The 13,985-nt window shown below is 48.7% G+C and carries 9 protein-coding genes, 7 tRNA genes and 1 pseudogene; 13 read left to right on the top strand and 4 right to left on the bottom strand.

Features of this window, described 5'->3' with window-relative positions; all coding sequences use genetic code 11:
• Positions 1-204 precede the first annotated feature (204 nt).
• Positions 205-648, top strand: coding sequence for a ferric iron uptake transcriptional regulator (gene fur / locus KQP84_RS16460; RefSeq protein ID WP_215847342.1), 444 nt, complete (start codon positions 205-207; stop codon positions 646-648).
• Between the two features lie 58 nt (positions 649-706).
• Here the strand turns inward: fur and KQP84_RS16465 are convergent, their stop codons facing one another.
• From KQP84_RS16465 to nagE, 3 genes are all read right to left on the bottom strand, one after another.
• Complete coding sequence (locus tag KQP84_RS16465; RefSeq protein WP_215847343.1) at positions 707-1,102, bottom strand: hypothetical protein; 396 nt, start codon at positions 1,100-1,102, stop codon at positions 707-709.
• Positions 1,103-1,336: 234 nt separating this feature from the next.
• Positions 1,337-3,004, bottom strand: coding sequence for a glutamine--tRNA ligase (gene glnS, locus KQP84_RS16470; protein WP_215847344.1), 1,668 nt, complete (start codon positions 3,002-3,004; stop codon positions 1,337-1,339).
• A gap of 153 nt (positions 3,005-3,157) precedes the next feature.
• On the bottom strand, positions 3,158-5,188 hold the full coding sequence (gene nagE / locus KQP84_RS16475; protein ID WP_215847345.1) for an N-acetylglucosamine-specific PTS transporter subunit IIBC: 2,031 nt from the start codon (positions 5,186-5,188) through the stop codon (positions 3,158-3,160).
• Between the two features lie 334 nt (positions 5,189-5,522).
• Here nagE and nagB point away from each other — a divergent pair, with 334 nt between their 5' ends.
• From nagB to KQP84_RS16535, 12 genes and pseudogenes are all read left to right on the top strand, one after another.
• Positions 5,523-6,323, top strand: a complete 801-nt coding sequence (gene nagB, locus KQP84_RS16480) for a glucosamine-6-phosphate deaminase (protein ID WP_215847346.1) — start codon at positions 5,523-5,525, stop codon at positions 6,321-6,323.
• 63 nt (positions 6,324-6,386) lie between these two features.
• The gene (gene nagA, locus KQP84_RS16485; RefSeq protein WP_215847347.1) at positions 6,387-7,535 is read left to right on the top strand and encodes an N-acetylglucosamine-6-phosphate deacetylase; all 1,149 of its coding nucleotides are present in this window, start codon (positions 6,387-6,389) and stop codon (positions 7,533-7,535) included.
• 7 nt (positions 7,536-7,542) lie between these two features.
• The gene (nagC, locus tag KQP84_RS16490; RefSeq protein WP_215847348.1) at positions 7,543-8,763 is read left to right on the top strand and encodes a DNA-binding transcriptional regulator NagC; all 1,221 of its coding nucleotides are present in this window, start codon (positions 7,543-7,545) and stop codon (positions 8,761-8,763) included.
• Positions 8,764-8,804: 41 nt separating this feature from the next.
• On the top strand, positions 8,805-9,557 hold the full coding sequence (locus KQP84_RS16495; protein WP_215847349.1) for an HAD-IIA family hydrolase: 753 nt from the start codon (positions 8,805-8,807) through the stop codon (positions 9,555-9,557).
• Between the two features lie 304 nt (positions 9,558-9,861).
• Positions 9,862-11,528 (top strand): annotated as a pseudogene (gene asnB / locus KQP84_RS16500) (asparagine synthase B).
• Between the two features lie 216 nt (positions 11,529-11,744).
• A tRNA-Met gene (locus KQP84_RS16505) sits at positions 11,745-11,821 on the top strand.
• An 8-nt stretch (positions 11,822-11,829) separates the two neighbouring features.
• Positions 11,830-11,914: transfer RNA gene (locus KQP84_RS16510), tRNA-Leu, on the top strand.
• Between the two features lie 23 nt (positions 11,915-11,937).
• Positions 11,938-12,012, top strand: a tRNA-Gln gene (locus KQP84_RS16515).
• Between the two features lie 35 nt (positions 12,013-12,047).
• Positions 12,048-12,122: transfer RNA gene (locus KQP84_RS16520), tRNA-Gln, on the top strand.
• Between the two features lie 37 nt (positions 12,123-12,159).
• Positions 12,160-12,236: transfer RNA gene (locus tag KQP84_RS16525), tRNA-Met, on the top strand.
• Positions 12,237-12,242: 6 nt separating this feature from the next.
• Positions 12,243-12,317: transfer RNA gene (locus KQP84_RS16530), tRNA-Gln, on the top strand.
• A gap of 26 nt (positions 12,318-12,343) precedes the next feature.
• Positions 12,344-12,418 (top strand) — tRNA-Gln (locus KQP84_RS16535).
• A gap of 222 nt (positions 12,419-12,640) precedes the next feature.
• Here KQP84_RS16535 and ubiF read toward each other — a convergent pair.
• A complete protein-coding gene (gene ubiF / locus KQP84_RS16540; protein ID WP_215847350.1) occupies positions 12,641-13,813 on the bottom strand; it encodes a 3-demethoxyubiquinol 3-hydroxylase in 1,173 nt (390 codons plus the stop codon).
• Positions 13,814-13,985: the final 172 nt, after the last annotated feature.

Raw genomic sequence — 13,985 nt, forward strand, 5'->3', positions numbered from 1 at the left:
AGGCTGAACGAAATGTTAACAGACCTCTGTAGAAATCCTCCCCGGCTCGGTAAATTCCTCACAGCTAATGGTGATTTCCAGCATTTCACTCGGTTTTCATTTCGTTGCTTCGGTTCTATAATGAGACGCAAATGAGAATGGGTGTAGATCGACATTCAAGGCCAAGCGCCACAAAAGTGATTAAAGTAACAGGACAAAATCCGCATGACTGACAACAATACCGCATTAAAGAAGGCTGGCCTGAAAGTCACGCTGCCCAGACTTAAAATTCTGGAAGTGCTTCAGGAACCTGAATGCCATCACGTCAGCGCGGAAGATTTATACAAACGCCTGATTGATATGGGCGAAGAGATTGGTCTGGCAACGGTTTATCGCGTATTAAACCAGTTTGATGATGCTGGCATTGTAACCCGTCATAACTTTGAAGGCGGCAAGTCTGTTTTTGAATTGACGCAACAGCATCACCACGATCACCTGATTTGCCTGGATTGTGGCAAAGTGATTGAGTTCAGCGATGAGTCGATTGAAACGCGCCAGCATGAAATCGCTACCCGCCATGGCATTAAATTATCCAACCATAGCTTGTATCTTTACGGTCACTGCTCACTGGGTGATTGTCGCGAAGACGAAACGCTTCACGACAAGTAAGTTGCTATGCACTGATATGAAAAAGCCGGTTTATAACCGGCTTTTTTGCGTCTGGATCTCAGGCTACGAGCGTTTCCTGCAAGTAGCGCCAACGCGGAATAGAGGTGCTGCAATCTAAAATCGCCAGTGAAATACGGCTCTGATTTTGACCGTTCATCATTTGCAGTTCTCGATATTGAATGATGACTTCATTTTCTTGCTCAGAAATCACCACATGTTCACTGGTCGCAATACGCATCCCTTCACGCTGACCTTGTAGTTGAAGAAAAAGCGCTTCAGTTTCGTTTAAATTCAGCTGCCTTCCTTGCGGCGTCACCATACAAAAGTCGGGATGAAAGTGCGAAAGCAGAAGATGAAAGCTATCATCCGCTGTCGCTGTATTATTGAAAATACGTTCAATTAGTTGATGTAAAACTACGACACTGTGTTTAGCTTCCTGGGCGAGAACGGTCATTTTTTTCCTTTTGTAACCCGCATAGCAACGCTTGAGAGCGCTTAGCCTACCTGAAAAAATCAATTCACACCTTGTAATTGATTAATTTTACTAAACTAAGATTTCTCCCAGATATGCTTGCAGGGTCAATTTGATGTAAAGCAGCATATCTGGTTGTATTGACAGGAATCGCAGTAATAAAAAAGGGCGATTAATCGCCCTTTTGTTTTTTTATCGTGTCGGTAATCGAAATTTTTAATCGCCGATTTTTGCCCAGGTATCACGCAATCCCACAGTGCGGTTAAACACTAGCTGTGAAGGCTTTGAGTACACGCTGTCAGCACAGAAATATCCTTCACGCTCAAACTGATAAGGTGAGGTCACTTCAGCATTTCGTAGGCCTGGTTCGACAAAACCGTGTTTTATTTCCAACGAATTTGGGTTGATGGCAGCAAGAAAATCTTCTGCTGCACCAGGATTCGGTACGCTGAACAAACGGTCGTAAAGTCGGAATTCGGCAGGTAGCGCATGCTCAGCAGAAACCCAATGAATCACGCCTTTAACTTTGCGGCCATCAGCAGGATCTTTACTTAACGTGTCCACATCGCACGTGCAATAAATGCAAGTGATATTGCCGTCTTCATCCTTTGCTACACGCTCAGCGCGAATCACATAAGCATTACGCAGGCGTACTTCTTTACCCAGCACCAAACGCTTGTACTGCTTGTTCGCCTCTTCTCGGAAGTCAGCACGATCGATCCAAATTTCACGGCTAAACGGAGCTTCGCGCGTGCCCATTTCTGGCTTGTTTGGATGATTTGGCATAGTGATAATTTCGTTATGGCCCGCAGGCAAATTCTCAATCACCACTTTTAAAGGATCCAACACCGCCATAGCACGAGGTGCATTTTCATTCAGATCGTCACGAATACACGATTCCAGCGAAGCCATCTCAACGATATTGTCTTGTTTGGTCACGCCAATACGACGGCAGAACTCACGAATAGAGCCCGCCGTGTAACCGCGACGACGCAGGCCTGAAACGGTCAGCATGCGCGGATCGTCCCAGCCTTCTACATGCTTTTCACTGACTAATTGCGTCAGCTTACGCTTCGACATCACTGCATATTCCAGATTCAGACGTGAAAACTCGTACTGACGTGGATGAACTGGAATAGTAATGTTATCCAAAACCCAGTCATACAAACGACGGTTATCCTGGAATTCCAGCGTACACAGCGAATGGGTAATGCCTTCCAGCGCATCGGAAATGCAGTGGGTAAAGTCATACATCGGATAGATGCACCACTTATTGCCCGTCTGATGATGTTCAGCAAACTTAATGCGATACAGCACAGGATCGCGCATCACAATGAAGTTAGATGCCATATCGATTTTAGCGCGCAGGCAGGCTTTACCTTCCTCAAATCCACCCGCACGCATTTTTTCAAACAGTGCCAGGTTCTCTTCTGGGGTACGATCGCGGTAAGGACTGTTTTTACCCGGCGCCGTTAAGGTGCCACGGTACTCACGAATCTCTTCAGGCGTGAGTTCATCCACATAGGCCAGGCCTTTATTGATGAGTTCGACCGCATAGTGATAAAGCTGATCAAAATAGTTTGAGGAATAACAAACTTCGCCACTCCACTCAAAGCCCAGCCATTGCACATCACGCATGATGGATTCAACGAACTCCACATCCTCTTTGACCGGATTGGTGTCGTCGAAACGCAGGTTGCATTGACCCTGGTAATCTTGAGCAATACCGAAGTTCAGACAAATCGATTTTGCATGACCAATATGCAGATAACCATTAGGCTCTGGCGGAAAACGGGTATGCACGCTGCTGTGCTTGCCGCTCGCCAAATCTTCGTCAATGATTTGACGAATAAAGTTAGTTGGGCGGGCTTCAGCCTCACTCATTACAAAAATCCTCAATACGAATAGCGGGTGATTTGTACCACGAAGTATCGGAGTATGATCCACAAAGCGTCGTAGGGAAACAACCGTTTGTTAAGCGTTTAAAACAAAAAGGCAGGAATCGCTTCCTGCCTTTGGGGTTGTGTCGCGGAGTAATTAACCTATTACTTCATACAGTCGGGTTTCGCCGGCAATCACCTGTCCGCTGGCTAACAGATTCAAACCGCCAAAATCATCACTGTTGCTTACCACAACAGGACTGATCATGGATCGTGCATTGGCATTAAGGAATTCAAGATCCATTTCCAGCACCGGCTGGCCAGCAACGACCGTTGCGCCCTCTTCGACTAAGCGTGTGAAACCTTTACCACCTAATGCCACGGTGTCCAGGCCCATATGCACCACGATTTCAACGCCATTATCCGTTTCAAGGCAGAACGCATGATTGGTGGTGAAGATCTTCACAATGGTTCCCGCAATCGGCGCAACCACCCGCTTATCGGTAGGCTTGATCGCTAAACCTTCGCCAACGGCTTTGCTAGCGAAAGCTTCATCCGGCACTGCATCCAGAGCCACAACCTCACCGCTGACTGGTGAGACCAGTGTGGCAATGACTTTTTTATCGCTGTTCAATACGGCTTGCGGCTTAGCCTCTGTTGCCGCTGGCGCACTACTATTACTCGCTGCGGCAGCCACCGGACCTTTGGTCAGCACGCGTTTCATCGCAGAAGCAATGCTTTCAGCTTGCGTCCCTACAATGATTTGTACGCTTTGCTTATTCAAACGAATCACGCCCGATGCGCCAAGACGTTTAGCCACACCTTCATTAATTTGTGCAGAATCTTTCACATTTAAACGTAGACGCGTAATACACGCATCGATAGCTGTCAGGTTTTCAGAACCGCCGATCGCACCGATATAGCGGCGTGCCAGAGACTCCGTCGCGTTTTCGCCATCGCCCGTTTTATCAACGTTAACGTCGTAGCCATCCGTCTCATCACCCGCAACGGCTAATTCACGGCCAGGCGTCATCAGGTTGAACTTCAGGATAGTGAAGCGGAATACCACGTAGTAAAGGGCAAAGAAGACCAGGCCTTGTGGGATCAGCATGTACCAGTGAGTGGCTAATGGGTTACGGGTTGAAAGCACCATATCCACTAAACCGGCACTGAAACCAAAGCCCGCAATCCAATGCATGCTCGCGGCGATGAAAACAGAAATACCGGTTAATACGGCATGGATGAAAAACAGTACCGGCGCCACAAACATGAAGGAGAATTCCAACGGTTCGGTAATTCCGGTAAAGAAGGCTGCAAACGCAGCTGCCAGCATGATCCCGCCAACTTTGGCGCGGTTCTCTGGGCGTGCACAGTGAAAAATTGCCAGCGCGGCGCCCGGCAAGCCGAACATCATGATCGGGAAGAAGCCCGCTTGATAGCGACCTGTGATACCCACTGTTGCGCTGCCATCAGCCAGAGATTGCGCACCGCCAAGGAATTTAGGGATATCGTTAATGCCTGCAACATCAAACCAGAAAACCGAGTTCAATGCGTGATGCAGGCCAACCGGAATCAATAAGCGGTTAAAGAAGGCGTAAACCCCTGCACCGATCGAGCCAAGTTTTTGTATGTGCTCACCAAAGCTGACCAGGCCACCAAAAATAATCGGCCAGATGTACATTAAAATGAACGCGACCAGAATCATCAGGAAGGAGACCAGAATGGGCACCAGACGACGACCGCTGAAGAAAGAAAGGGCTTTAGGCAACTCAACATGGCTGAAGCGGTTATAGACTTCGGCCGATAAGATACCGACAAGAATGCCGACAAACTGGTTATTTATTTTGCCAAATGCAGCGGGAACTTGTTCCACGGGCATTTTCTGAATCATTGCTACCGCAGCGGGTGAACAAAGCGTGGTAACGACGAGGAAACCGACAAAACCGGTCAGAGCGGCTGCACCATCTTTATCTTTCGACATGCCGTACGCCACACCAATCGCGAACAGCACAGACATATTTTCGATAATGGCAGCACCCGATTTGATCAACAACGCTGCTAGCGCATTACTTGCGCCCCAGCTGTCAGGATCAAGCCAGTAACCAACCCCCATTAATATCGCTGCCGCTGGCAGGGTTGCTACCGGCACCATGAGTGCGCGGCCAACCTTCTGTAAATAACCTAACATTTGCCCTTCCCCCTATGAGACACGCTTATTGCTTTGTTGCCACTTACTCTTTTTTGTCAGCAACAAAGATCTGTAATAACACTTTTGGTCACGCTGCGAGTGTAATGATAAATTAATTCGCCTCGCAAATTAAAACCGCGCTTTCTGTGATTTTTATCACCAAAAAACGTCTCTCGATGCAGCTGCGTCTGGCTATCACGCCAAACTTATTTTATGATCCAAAATATCAAGGCGCAGAATTACCATGGCGATAACGCGTAATCAGTTTAGGCTGATTATTAGCACAACGGTACAGCGTCTAACCTTTCCCAATTCTTTAATATTGAGGTGAAACATGAGACTGATTCCTTTAGCCACGCCGACTCAAGTAGGCAAGTGGGCTGCACGTCATATCGTCAACCGCATCAATGCCTTTAATCCAAGCGCCGATCGCCCTTTCGTTCTCGGCTTACCTACCGGCGGAACGCCGCTAGAAGCGTATAAACATCTTATTGAGATGCATAAATCGGGCCAGGTTAGTTTCAAGCACGTAGTGACGTTCAACATGGACGAATATGTTGGCTTACCGAAAGAGCACCCAGAAAGCTATCACAGTTTCATGTACCGTAACTTTTTCGATCACGTTGATATACAAACAGAAAACATCAACCTTCTGAATGGCAATGCGCCTGACATTGACGCAGAATGTCGCCAGTATGAAGAGAAAATTCGTGCGCTGGGTAAAATTCATCTGTTTATGGGCGGCGTCGGCAACGACGGACACATTGCCTTTAACGAACCAGCCTCTTCTTTGACTTCCCGCACGCGTATCAAAACGCTGACACACGATACGCGCGTTGCCAATTCACGCTTCTTCAACGGCGATGTTGATCAGGTGCCAAAATACGCCCTGACTGTTGGTGTTGGCACGTTACTGGATGCCGAAGAAGTCATGATTTTAGTGACGGGCCATGTCAAAGCGCAGGCGCTGCAAGCGGCAGTTGAAGGCAACGTTAACCACATGTGGACCATTAGCTGTCTGCAACTGCATGCAAAATCCGTTGTGGTTTGTGATGAGCCCTCCACGATGGAATTAAAAGTGAAAACGGTTAAATATTTCCGCGAGATGGAAGCGGAAAATATGAAAGGTGTTTAAGACTACGTTGTAGATGTCTGCTGTTGCCCTTAAATCAAAGCAGGCCTAGCCGGGAGAAGAAAGATGTATGCATTAGTTAACGGTCGTATTTACAGCGGCCATGAGATTTTGGACAACCACGCAGTGGTTATTGCTGAGGGTAAGATTGAGCGTGTTTGCTCTCACGAGGCGCTGCCCGCAGATATTGAGCAGCGCGATGTCTCAGGTGCCATCATCGCTCCCGGTTTTATCGATCTACAACTGAATGGTTGCGGCGGCGTGCAGTTTAATGACGACATTGATGCGCTCAGCATTCAAACGCTGGAAATTATGCAGCGCGCCAATGAAAAATCGGGTTGTACCAGCTACCTTCCTACCTTGATTACCAGCAGCGATGCGTTGATGAAGCGCGCCATTGAAACCATGCGTGCTTATCTAAACAAGCATCAGCATCAGGCGCTGGGATTGCATCTTGAAGGTCCGTGGTTAAGCACGGCGAAAAAAGGCACCCATAATCCTGCGCTGATCCGTTTGCCCGATCCTGAAATGGTGCAATTCCTGTGTGATAACGCAGACGTCATCACCAAAGTGACTTTGGCACCAGAAAACGCCGGTAGCGATGTCATTCGTCAACTGACTGATGCGGGTATTATTGTCTCTGCTGGCCACTCAAACGCGACCTATGAAGAAGCCAAAACAGGTTTTTCAGCGGGTGTGACCTTTGCGACGCATCTCTATAATGCCATGCCTGCTTTTGCTGGTCGTGAGCCTGGTCTTATCGGTGCGCTGTTTGATTCGCCTGATGTATACTGCGGCATTATTGCCGATGGTTTACATGTTCATTACGCTAATGTGCGTAATGCAAAACGGATTAAAGGCGACAAACTGGTGTTAGTGTCCGATGCCACCGCACCGGCTGGCGCAGACATCGATAAATTTATTTTTGCAGGTAAAACAATATACTATCGTAACGGCCTGTGCGTGGATGAGAATGGCACGCTGAGTGGTTCAGCATTAACCATGATTGATGCCGTGCGAAATAGCGTCGAACATGTCGGCATTGCATTGGATGAGGCGTTGCGTATGGCGACACTTTATCCTGCACGGGCAATGGGCGTGGAAAAACAGTTGGGCACGATCGAAGCAGGAAAAATCGCAAACCTGACTGTGTTTACACGCGACTTTAAAATCACTAAGACGTTTGTCAATGGAGACGACGTCCTGAGCGAGTAAGCACTGAATGACCACTGGCGGCCAGACACAAATAGGAAATGTCGATCTTGTCAAACAACTCAATAGCGCGGCCGTTTATCGGCTAATCGATCAACAAGGGCCGATTTCGCGCATTCAAATTGCCGAATTGAGTCAGCTTGCGCCCGCCAGCGTCACAAAAATTACCCGCCAACTGATTGAGCGCGGCCTGATTAAAGAGGTGGACCAACAGGCGTCCACCGGCGGGCGCCGCGCGATTTCCATCATCACTGAAACCCGCAACTTTCATACCATTGGCGTGCGTTTGGGCCGTAACGACGCCACGCTAACGCTGTTTGATCTCAGCGGGAAATCACTGGCTCAAGAAGATTATGCGTTGCCGGAACGTACACAAGAAACGTTGGAGCACGCGCTGCTGAATGCCGTCGCCGCCTTTATTGAACTCCACCAGCGTAAAATCCGTGAGCTGATTGCAATATCGGTGATTCTCCCCGGCTTAGTTGATCCTATAAACGGCGTGATTCGCTATATGCCGCATATTTCAGTCAGCCATTGGCCTCTGGTTGCCAGCCTGAAAAAACGCTTCAACGTGACCAGTTTTGTCGGCCACGATATTCGTAGCCTGGCGCTTGCTGAGCACTATTTCGGTGCAAGTCGTGATTGTGCTGACTCTATTCTGGTGCGTTTACACCGTGGCACTGGCGCAGGCATCATCGCTAATGGACACATCTTTCTGGGTAGCAATGGCAATGTCGGCGAGATTGGCCATATTCAGGTCGATCCTTTGGGCGAGCGCTGCCATTGCGGTAATTTCGGCTGTCTGGAAACCATTGCTGCAAATGGCGCGATCGAAAATCGCGTACGCCATTTATTGAGTCAAGGCTATCCCAGCGTATTGACGCAAGATGATTGCTGCATGCCTCAGATTTGCAAAGCTGCAAATCAGGGTGATGCGCTGGCATGTGAAGTGATCGAATATGTCGGCCGCTATTTAGGCAAAGCTATCGCGATTGCGATTAACCTGTTTAATCCGCAAAAAGTGGTGCTGGCAGGTGAAATCACCGATGCGGAGAAAGTGCTGCTGCCCGCGATTGAGGGGTGTATCAATACTCAAGCACTTAAAGCGTTTCGCAAAAATTTACCGGTGGTGCGCTCACAGTTGGATCACCAATCTGCCATTGGCGCTTTTGCGCTGGCAAAACGTGCCATGCTCAATGGCATCCTGCTGCAACATCTTCTCGAAGACTAAGTCGAGCCTGCCAATCTGGCGGGCTGCATCGGAACGAAACTATGACAATTAAAAACGTAATCTGTGATATCGACGGCGTGCTGATGCACGACAATACCGCTGTGCCCGGCGCTAAAGAGTTTTTACAACGCATCGTGCAAAAAGAGATGCCGCTGGTGGTACTCACCAATTATCCCTCACAAACCGGTCAGGATTTGGCTAACCGCTTTGCCTCGGCAGGTATTGATGTACCGGATTCGGTTTTTTATACCTCAGCAATGGCCACTGCAGATTTCTTGCGTCGTCAGGAAGGCAAAAAAGCCTACGTTATCGGTGAAGGTGCGTTGATTCATGAGCTTTATAAAGCGGGATTCACGATCACTGACGTCAATCCCGATTTTGTTATCGTGGGTGAAACCCGTTCGTTCAACTGGGATATGATGCATAAAGCCGCTTTTTTTGTTGCCAGTGGCGCACGCTTTATTGCAACCAATCCAGATACGCATGCACGAGGATTTGTCCCGGCCTGTGGCGCGCTTTGCGCAGGCATTGAGAAGATTTCTGGCCGCCGCCCTTTCTACGTGGGTAAGCCAAGCCCCTATATCATGCGTGCTGCACTTAATAAAATGCAGGCTCACTCCGAAGAGACGGTGATTGTCGGAGATAATTTGCGTACCGATATTCTGGCAGGCTTTCAGGCGGGACTTGAAACGATACTGGTGCTTTCTGGTGTTTCAACCTTGAGTGATATTGATGCCATGCCTTTCCGTCCAGACTGGATTTATCCTTCTGTGGCCGATATCGACCTGTTCTGATTCATTCTTCTTATGACGCAGCGATAAGAATGTGCGGTGCGTCATCTTTTCTTGCTGAAAACCGCCACACCCGTGATTAAATAACGACCAATTACGTTATTTAATTATCGATTCATCAATTAAATGGTGATTTTATTGATGAATCATCAAATATATCGCATTACCAACAATCTTTTTATCAGTAAATCATGATTCCTCTTGCATTGGATGCATGAAATAGCGCATTTTCTTATGCATCAGGCAGCGACAGGCTGCTGCAAACACAAAAGATAACATCGCCGTTAGGTAAGCTCAGGAGTCAGTTATGTGTTCAATTTTTGGTGTGCTGGATCTTAAAACCGATCCTGTTGAGCTGCGCAAAAAGCGCTGGAATGTTCACGTTTAATGCGTCATCGCGGACCAGATTGGTCAGGTGTCTATGCGGATGACCACGCGATTCTTTCGCATGAACGCCTCTCAATTGTCGACGTCAATAACGGCGCACAGCCGCTGTATAACGCCGACCACACTCACGTGCTGGCTGTTAACGGTGAAATCTATAACCATCAGGCGCTGCGTGCAGAATTAAGCGATCGCTATCAGTTCCAGACCGGGTCTGACTGTGAAGTGATCCTGGCGCTTTATCAGGAAAAAGGCGTCGACTTCCTGGATGATTTGGAAGGCATGTTCGCATTCATCCTGTATGACAGCGTTAAAAACACCTACCTGATTGGCCGCGATCACATCGGTATCATTCCGCTGTATATGGGTAATGATGAGCACGGCAACCTGTATGTCGCGTCTGAAATGAAAGCGCTGGTGCCGGTTTGTCGCTCTATCAAAGAATTCCCGCCGGGAAGCTATCTTTCCAGCACTGACGGAGAAATCCGCCGTTACTGGCAGCGTGACTGGATGGAATATAAAAACGTTGAGCATAACGAAACCGATGCTGCGGGCCTGAAACACGCACTGGAAGAGTCAGTGAAAAGCCATTTGATGTCTGACGTTCCTTACGGCGTGTTGCTTTCTGGTGGCCTCGACTCTTCCATTATTTCTGCAGTGACCAAACGTTATGCAGCAAAACGTGTTGAAGATCAGGATAAGAGCGATGCGTGGTGGCCACAGCTGCACTCTTTTGCCGTGGGTCTTGAAGGTTCACCGGATCTGAAAGCAGCGAAAGCTGTGGCCGAACATCTGGGTACCGTGCACCATGAAATTCATTTCACCGTGCAGGAAGGTTTGGATGCTATCCGCGATGTGATTTACCACATTGAAACTTACGATGTCACCACTATCCGCGCGTCTACGCCGATGTATCTGATGTCACGTAAGATCAAAGCGATGGGCATTAAAATGGTGCTGTCGGGTGAAGGTGCGGATGAAGTCTTTGGCGGTTATCTCTACTTCCATAAAGCGCCGAACGCGAAAGAGTTCCATGAAGAGAACGTCCGCAAATTGCTGGCACTGCATATGTTCGACTGCGCACGTGCTAACAAAGCCATGTCTGCATGGGGCGTGGAAGCGCGTGTCCCCTTCCTGGATAAGAAATTCCTTGATGTCGCCATGCGCATCAACCCGAAAGATAAGCTGTGTGGCAGCAACGGTAAGATGGAAAAACACATTTTGCGTGAATGCTTCTCTTCTTACTTGCCGGAAAGCGTGGCGTGGCGCCAGAAAGAGCAGTTCTCAGATGGCGTGGGCTACAGCTGGATTGACAGTTTGAAAGAAGTTGCTGCGAAGCAAATCAGCGATCAGCAGCTGGCGACGGCGCACTTCCGTTTCCCTTATAACACGCCAAACTCTAAAGAAGCCTATCTCTATCGTGAAATCTTCGAAGAGCTGTTCCCGCTGCCAAGCGCTGCTGAATGTGTACCAGGCGGACCTTCTGTAGCCTGCTCTTCTGCAAAAGCGATTGAGTGGGATGAAGCGTTTAAATCAATGGACGATCCTTCAGGTCGTGCGGTTGGTGTGCATCAATCTGCTTATAAATAAGCAAGATAATTGATTTGAAAATGGGCCCTTTGTGGCCCATTTTTTTGCCATTCGCCTTGTAAATACTGAATAATTGCCGAATAAACCATCAGCCTGGTTATAAGCCAAACAAACAGGCGCTTTAAGGTAAAAAACGACAAAAAAATTGTTGACGCTGTCTGGTCAACTCCGCATAATGCGCCCCGCAACGCCGATGAAGGTTGCGCGAAAAAAGATGGCTACGTAGCTCAGCTGGTTAGAGCACAGCACTCATAATGCTGGGGTCACAGGTTCGATTCCCGTCGTAGCCACCATCTTTTTTGCGGGAGTGGCGAAATTGGTAGACGCACCAGATTTAGGTTCTGGCGCCGCAAGGTGTGCGAGTTCAAGTCTCGCCTCCCGCACCATTTCATGATTCGGCAAGCGTGGATGGGGTATCGCCAAGCGGTAAGGCACCGGCTTTTGATGCCGGCATTCCCTGGTTCGAATCCAGGTACCCCAGCCAATTTTCGAAGTTTCTCGTGGTTGCGAGTCGACGAATGGGATATCGCCAAGCGGTAAGGCACCGGTTTTTGATACCGGCATTCCCTGGTTCGAATCCAGGTATCCCAGCCATCTTCGAAAAAGCAAAGCAATAAACGCAATAAAATTAGGCTACGTAGCTCAGCTGGTTAGAGCACAGCACTCATAATGCTGGGGTCACAGGTTCGATTCCCGTCGTAGCCACCATTTTATTGGGGTGTCGCCAAGCGGTAAGGCACTGGTTTCTGATACCAGCATTCCGGGGTTCGAATCCCTGCACCCCAGCCATATAAAGACAATTTGATTCCCATAATTGGGGTGTCGCCAAGCGGTAAGGCACTGGTTTCTGATACCAGCATTCCGGGGTTCGAATCCCTGCACCCCAGCCAAATTGCATAATAAAGCCCGCTTTTGCGGGCTTTATTGTTTCTGTCTGTTGCAGTTCACCTTTCAATAGCCCCGCGCACACTTACCGCACAGCATCGACATATCAAAAAACGCCTCTACACCCTGAACATTAAAATTCAGAAGTGTAATGTTCGTATATCCAGAGGCGCCAGATTTCAACGCGTTTCATCCTCTACGCAGATCCACCCATTATTTCGTTGTCATTACAGCCCTAATGCATAACGCAGCGCCTGACGTTTTAACACGCCAGAATGCTCTGCAGCGATCAACCCAAGGTTACGTATAAATTTAAGCGGTGGCAGGTGATTGCTAAAGGCGAAATAGAACAGATCCATGCCGCTTTGCATCAACAAATTATCGTTGCGTCGTTGTCGTTGATAACGTAACAGCACACGTTCAGAGGCCCAATCTTCTGCCTGACTGCGCGATTCGCTCAACACATCAATTAAGGCGTCAATATCGCGATAACCAAGGTTTACGCCCTGTCCTGCTAGCGGATTAATGGTATGTGCTGCATCACCTACCAACGCTAACCCCGGTAGAACATAGCGAGAAGCATGACGGCGTACCAGCGGAAAACCGCCTGCAGCGTGCGCTTTAAAGCGGCCTAAACGCGCAGGGAAATGGGCAGCAATCTCTTTTTCTAGCTGTGGCAGTGCCATCGTCTGTAATTGACGAATGCGCGTTGGCGAGTCATACCAAACCAGCGAAGCATGATTACCATAGAGCGGCAAAAAAGCACGTGGGCCTTGTGGAGTAAAGTGCTGCCATGTTGTATCGCCTGCTGGGTGTTCACAAGTTACACCAATCAATAAACATGACTGCGCATAACTCCAGCCATGAATACCAATGCCCGACATCTGCCGCACCTGCGAATTGGCACCATCTGCGCCCACCACCAAACGCGCATGCAAAGTTTGGCTATTATCGAGATTCAGCCGCCAGCCACCATTTTCTTCTTGTAGATGTTCTAACGTTGCCGGTGAGATCAGCGTAACCTCCAGCTGCTGCATCCGCTCCCATAAAGCCCGCTGCAAAACACCGTTTTCCACCATAAAACCTAATTCTGGCAATCCCAGCGACACCGCATCAAAATTGACCTGCGCGGTTTGCCATTCCCAGGTTTCTAACTTGCGATACGGCGCACAGCGCATGGCCTCAATACGTGACCAGACATCAAGCTGCTTTAGCATGGCTACAGAAGAAGAACCAATAGCAGAAATACGAATATCAGGCTCGCTGTCAGCCACAAACGGTGCCGGCTCCGCGCGCTCAATCACTGCTACGCGAAATTTTTCCAGCGCCAATCCGCAAGCCAGTGCTGCTCCGACCATGCCACCGCCGACCACCACGACATCAAACTGATTATCCTGCATTGCTCATATCCTTTTACTTTTCTCCGCCAGCTTCAGCAGCGAGCGGGACCGATTAAGCAAAGTGTACCGGAAAAAATCCGGCACGATCAGAAAAGCCCTTAGGCTGGTCACAACAGCATCAAAGCATTACAATACGCGCCCTGCACTTCACTGCTCTGAATCAATGGCTAGT

The sequence above is a fragment of the Candidatus Pantoea bituminis genome (assembly GCF_018842675.1).
Taxonomy (GTDB): domain Bacteria; phylum Pseudomonadota; class Gammaproteobacteria; order Enterobacterales; family Enterobacteriaceae; genus Pantoea; species Pantoea phytostimulans.